The organism is Kitasatospora sp. NPDC057512 (assembly GCF_042802135.1).
GTDB lineage: Bacteria > Actinomycetota > Actinomycetes > Streptomycetales > Streptomycetaceae > Kitasatospora.
Genome location: NZ_JBHVET010000579.1, coordinates 1 through 5,744, shown reverse-complemented (window position 1 = coordinate 5,744; position 5,744 = coordinate 1). Strand labels below are relative to the sequence as shown.

Genomic DNA, 5,744 nt, shown 5'->3' with positions numbered 1-5,744 from the left:
GGCCCACCCGGGCCGGCGCCCGACCGCCCACCGCCACCTCCTTCGTACGGCTCCCCTCGACCCGGAGGAACGCCTCCCATGTTCGACACAGTTCTGGTCGCCAACCGCGGCGAGATCGCCCTGCGGGTGATCCGCACCCTGCGGCGGCTCGGCGTCCGTTCGGTCGCCGTGTTCAGCGACGCGGACGCCGACGCGCCGCACGTCCGCGAGGCCGATGTCGCGGTCCGGCTCGGCCCGGCCGACCGCAGCGACAGCTCGGCGACCGAGACGTACCTGCGGACCGACCAGATCCTGGCCGCCGCCCGCCGCACCGGCGCCCAGGCCGTCCACCCCGGCTACGGCTTCCTCGCCGAGAACCCCGGCTTCGCCCGCGCCTGCGCCGACGCGGGCCTCGTCTTCATCGGACCACCTCCCGGTGCGGTCGAGCTGATGGGCGACAAGATCAACGCCAAGGAGGCCGTCCGGGCCGCCGGCGTCCCGGTGGTCCCCGGCAGCCAGGCCACCGCGCCCACCGACGAGGACCTCGTCGCCGCCGCCGACGAGATCGGCTACCCGGTGCTGCTCAAGCCGTCCGCCGGCGGCGGTGGCAAGGGCATGCGCCTCGTGCGGGACCGCGCCGACCTGCCCACCGAGATCGCCGCCGCCCGCCGTGTCGCCCGCACCGCCTTCGGCGACGACACCCTGCTGCTGGAGCGCTGGGTCGACCGGCCGCGCCACATCGAGGTGCAGGTGCTCGCCGACGCCCACGGCACCACCGTCCACCTCGGCGAGCGCGAGTGCAGCCTGCAGCGCCGCCACCAGAAACTGATCGAAGAGGCTCCCTCCGTTCTCCTCAACGCCGAGACCCGCGCCGCGATGGGCGCCGCGGCTGTCCGCGCCGCGGAGTCCTGCGGCTACACCGGTGCCGGCACCGTGGAGTTCATCGTTCCCGGCATCGACCCGGACGCCCCCGACTCCGCCGCCGAGGGGGTGCGGGACTTCTTCTTCATGGAGATGAACACCCGCCTCCAGGTGGAACACCCCGTGACCGAGCTCGCCGTCGCCGTCGGCGCGGACGCGGCCCGGCTCGACCTGGTCGAGTGGCAGGTGCGCGTCGCCGCCGGCGAAGCGCTCTCCTTCGCCCAGTCCGACATCTCCTTCCTGGGCCACGCCATCGAGGCCCGCATCTGCGCCGAGGACCCGGAACGGGACTTCCTGCCCACCGGCGGCCGCATCCTCACCCTGGACGAGCCCCGGGGCGAGGGCATCCGCGTCGACTCCGGGGTCGCCCCCGGAACCGTCGTCACCAGCGCCTACGACCCCATGCTCGCCAAGGTCATCGCGTACGGGCCCGACCGCCCGACCGCGCTGCGCCGGCTCCGCGCGGCGCTGGCCGACACCCGCATCCTGGGTGTCACCACCAACACCGGCTTCCTGCGCCGACTGCTCGCCCACCCCGAGGTCGCCGCCGGCCGGCTGGACACCGGCCTCGTGGAACGGACGGCCCAGGAGCAGCCGGCCCTGCTCACCTCGCCGTACTCCCCCACGAACGCGACCGGCCCGACTGTGACCGGCCCGAGCACGGCCGACCCCGACGCGACCTCGGCGGCCGAACCGCCGTCGCCCGCTCACCTCCTCTACTACGCGGCCGCGCTGGCACGGCACCTGGAACTCACTCCGCCCGCCGATCCCGACGGCTGGACCGACCCGTTCTCCCTTCCCTCCGGCTGGCGCCTGGGCGGCACCCCCGCCTGGACCACCCACCGACTCCGTACCCCCGGCCAGGACCCGGTGGCGGTGAGCATCCGTTCGATCACTGCGGGCAACGTAGCCGATGCCACTGACAATTCCGCCGGGCCCGCCCGCGAGCTGGAACTCCGGCTCGACGGGGGCCCCGCGCACCGCGCCCGCGCGAGCCTGGCCGGCGACCGGCTGCACCTGACCGTCGACGGCCTCCGGACCACGTTCTCGCTGGCCACCGACGCCGCCCCCGGCCTCGCCGCCGGACCGGTGACCTGGCTCGGCGTCGAGGGCGACACCTGGCCGCTGCACGCCTACGACCCGGTCGTCGAGAGCGCCACCGGGGCCGGCGCGCACCACGGCGCGCTGACCGCCCCGATGCCCGGCACCGTCACCGTCGTCAAGACCACGGCGGGCGAGACGGTCCGCAAGGGACAGCCCCTGCTCGTGCTGGAGGCCATGAAGATGGAACACGTGATCGCCGCACCGCACGACGGCGTGGTCGCCGAGCTGCGGGCCACCGCCGGCGCCACCGTCGCGATGGAGGACCTGCTGGTCGTGGTCACCCCGGTCGAGGACGCGTCGGCCGAGGACGCCCCGGCCGAGCCGGCCGCCGCCACCGTCCCCGCCGGGCCCGCGGAGGTGCGGTCGTGACCGCCCCCGCCGCCGCCCGCGAGCCCGACGCCCTCGACCTGGGCCTGCCCGATCCGGTCCGCGCCCCCGGCCTGCCCGAGGAGGTCCGGATCCACGAGGTCGGGCCGCGCGACGGCCTGCAGAACGAGAAGTCCCTGGTGCCGGTCGAGGTCAAGGCCGAGTTCATCGCCCGGCTCGCGGCCGCCGGGCTGCGCACCGTCGAGGCCACCAGCTTCGTTCACCCGAAATGGGTACCGCAGCTGGCCGACGCCGAGGTGCTGGTCCCCCGGCTCGCCGGTCTGCCGGAGCGCCACCCCGGCCTGCGGCTGCCGGTGCTGGTGCCCAACGAGCGCGGCCTGGACCGCGCGCTCGCCCACCACGCCACCGACATCGCGGTGTTCGCCAGCGCCACCGAGACCTTCGCCCGCCGCAACCTCAACCGCTCGGCGGACGAGGCCATGGCGATGTTCCGCCCGGTCGTGGGCCGGGCCACCGAGGCCGGGGTCGCGGTCCGCGGCTACCTCTCGATGTGCTTCGGCGACCCGTGGGAGGGCCCCGTCCCGGTCGACCAGGTGGTCCGGTACGGCGTGCGGCTGCTGGAGCTGGGCTGCGCGGAGCTGAGCCTCGGCGACACCATCGGGGTCGCGACGCCGGGCCAGGTCACCGCCCTGCTGGCGGGTTTCGCGCGGGCCGGCGTCCCGGTCGACCGGCTCGCCGTGCACTTCCACGACACCTACGGCCAGGCGCTCAGCAACACCCTGGCGGCACTGCGCGAGGGCGTCACCACGGTGGACGCCTCGGCGGGCGGCCTGGGCGGCTGCCCGTACGCGAAGAGCGCCACCGGCAACCTGGCCACCGAGGACCTGGTCTGGATGCTGCACGGGCTCGGCATCCGGACCGGCGTCGACCTGCGCGCCCTCGTCGCGACCAGCGGCTGGATGGCCGAGCACCTCGGCCGCCCGAGCCCGTCCCGCACCGTCCAGGCCCTGCTCGGCTCCGCCGGGGGCTGACCGCCCGCTCCCGTCCCCGGCGCCGGCCGTCCGCACCACCCGGCCGGCGCCGAGCACCACCCGCACCGATCGACAGTCCATCCCTCAATCGCACCGTGCGACCGTCACACCGTCCGACGGACGCCGGTCACCCCGCTCACGTCCGCGGCCGGCCCGGCCGGGCGCCAGGAGGAACACCATGCTCGACCACAGGCTCAGCAGCGAGTACGAGGAACTGCGGCGCACCGTCGCCGAGTTCGCCCAGGACGTGGTGGCGCCGAAGATCGGCGAGTTCTACGAGCGGGAGGAGTTCCCGTACGAGATCGTCCGGGAGATGGGGCGGATGGGCCTCTTCGGCCTGCCCTTCCCGGAGGAGTACGGCGGCATGGGCGGCGACTACTTCGCCCTCGGCCTCGCCCTGGAGGAACTCGCCCGCGTGGACTCCTCGGTGGCGATCACCCTGGAGGCCGCCGTCTCGCTCGGCGCGATGCCGATCCACCGGTTCGGCACCGAGGAGCAGAAGCGCGAGTGGCTGCCCAGGCTGACCTCGGGCGAACTCCTCGGCGCCTTCGGCCTCACCGAGCCGGAGGGCGGGTCGGACGCGGGGGCCACCCGGACCACGGCGCGGTACGACGAGGCCACCGACGAGTGGGTCATCAACGGGACCAAGTGCTTCATCACCAACTCCGGCACCGACATCACCGGCCTGGTCACCGTCACCGCGCTCACCGAACCGATCGCTCGTTCGAGTGAAGAGGGCGAATTCCGCTCGCCTGTACGGGAAATCTCCTCCATCATCGTGCCCACCGGGACCCCCGGCTTCCAGGTCTCGAAGAAGTACTCGAAGGTCGGGTGGAACGCATCCGACACCCGCGAACTGTCCTTTACCGACTGCCGCGTTCCCGCGGCCAACCTGCTGGGCGAGCGTGGCCGAGGCTACGCCCAGTTCCTGCGGATCCTCGACGAGGGCCGCATCGCGATCGCGGCCCTGGCCACCGGCCTGGCCCAGGGCTGCGTCGACGAGTCCGTCAAGTACTCCGGCGAGCGCCGGGCCTTCGGCCGGCCGATCGGCGCCAACCAGGCCATCCAGTTCAAGCTTGCCGACATGGAGCTGCGCGCCCACACCTCCCGCCTGGCCTGGCGGGACGCCGCTTCCCGGCTGCTGCACGGCGAACCGTTCAAGAAGGAGGCCGCGATCGCGAAGCTGTACTCGTCCGAGGCCGCCGTCGACAACGCCCGCGAGGCGACCCAGATCCACGGCGGGTACGGCTTCATGAACGAATTCCCGGTCGCCCGCTTCTGGCGCGACTGCAAGATCCTGGAAATCGGGGAGGGCACGTCTGAGGTCCAGCGCATGCTCATCGCCCGGGAGCTCGGCGTCGGTTCGTGACGACCGCATCCTGACGGTCGCCTCCTGAGCCACGCCACCGGGGCCGGCACACCGGTCAACACACCGTTCCGCGACGAGAGTTGGGGAGCGCAACGGCGAAGGAGGCGCCCGGGGAAGGCGTCCGGAGGAATCAGCAGAAGGAGGCGTCGCGGCGGCTTCGGGAGAAGCCGCCGGAACAGGGCCTCAGGGGATCACGATCACCGGGCGGTTGGCCCGCCGCGCCAGCCGTCCGGAGACCGAGCCGAAGATCTTGCCGAGAAGGCCGTGCGTCGTGCCGACGACGATCGCGTCGGCGGCGTACTCACGGCCGACCTCCTCGATCTCGTGGCAGATGTCCCCTCCGCGCTCGACCAGGATCCACGGCACCCCGGTGAGGAAGTCCGCGCAGGCGAGTTCCAGGCCGAGGACCTCGGTCCGGTGGTCGGGGAGGTCGACGAAGACGGGTGGCTCGCAGCCTGCCCAGACCGTGGCGGGCAGGCGGTTGGCGACGTGCACGATCACCAGGCCGCACTGCGAGCGGCGCGCCATGCCGACGGCGTAGGCGAGGGCGCGCTCGCTCGACAGCGAGCCGTCGAAGCCGACCACCACACCGTGCTGGAACACCGGGTCGAGGGACGGCGCCGGGGTGTCCTGCCCGGACGGCTCGGTGGGCCCGCCCAGCGGGCCGGCCGCGCCGGAGGCCGCCTCCGGGTACTCGGCCCCCGGGCCCAGGCGGCCCGTCACCGGAACCCCTGCGGGGTCGGCCGGGGGCTCGCCACGCCGCTGGCGGGGCCCCGGGCGGTCACGGCGGGCGAGGCTGCCCCGACGGGCAAGGCCGCGCAGAGCGCGTGCGAAACCCAGCGGGCCGTCGCGTCCCGGGCCGGGCTCCCCTGGCTCCCCTGGCTCCGCAGGCTGCGCCGCGTCGGCCGCCGGCCGGGCCGCGCGGGCCACTCCGGCCGCCTCGAACCCCTCCGCGTCGTCGGCGACGCCGCCGCCGTCGACTCGCTCGTGGCCCGTCCGTACGCCCGGGATGC

At 74.3% G+C, this 5,744-nt stretch carries 4 protein-coding genes; 3 read left to right on the top strand and 1 reads right to left on the bottom strand.

Features of this window, described 5'->3' with window-relative positions; genetic code table 11:
• The first annotated feature begins 78 nt into the window (after nt 1-78).
• From ACFU6K_RS29470 to ACFU6K_RS29460, 3 genes are all read left to right on the top strand, one after another.
• On the top strand, nt 79-2,373 hold the full coding sequence (locus ACFU6K_RS29470; protein ID WP_380668094.1) for a biotin carboxylase N-terminal domain-containing protein: 2,295 nt from the start codon (nt 79-81) through the stop codon (nt 2,371-2,373).
• On the top strand, nt 2,370-3,362 hold the full coding sequence (locus ACFU6K_RS29465) for a hydroxymethylglutaryl-CoA lyase (protein ID WP_380668092.1): 993 nt from the start codon (nt 2,370-2,372) through the stop codon (nt 3,360-3,362). The genes ACFU6K_RS29470 and ACFU6K_RS29465 overlap by 4 nt, the downstream gene beginning before the upstream one ends.
• Nucleotides 3,363-3,540: 178 nt before the next feature.
• On the top strand, nt 3,541-4,731 hold the full coding sequence (locus tag ACFU6K_RS29460; RefSeq protein WP_380668090.1) for an acyl-CoA dehydrogenase family protein: 1,191 nt from the start codon (nt 3,541-3,543) through the stop codon (nt 4,729-4,731).
• Between the two features lie 183 nt (nt 4,732-4,914).
• Here the strand turns inward: ACFU6K_RS29460 and ACFU6K_RS29455 are convergent, their stop codons facing one another.
• On the bottom strand, nt 4,915-5,391 hold the full coding sequence (locus ACFU6K_RS29455) for a universal stress protein (RefSeq protein ID WP_049653914.1): 477 nt from the start codon (nt 5,389-5,391) through the stop codon (nt 4,915-4,917).
• Nucleotides 5,392-5,744: the final 353 nt, after the last annotated feature.

Excerpts from the sequence above, each read along its gene's own strand:
- ACFU6K_RS29470 (WP_380668094.1), top strand. The coding sequence starts at position 79 with ATGTTCGACACAGTTCTGGTCGCCAACCGCGGCGAGATCGCCCTGCGG.
- ACFU6K_RS29460 (WP_380668090.1), top strand. The coding sequence starts at position 3,541 with ATGCTCGACCACAGGCTCAGCAGCGAGTACGAGGAACTGCGGCGCACC.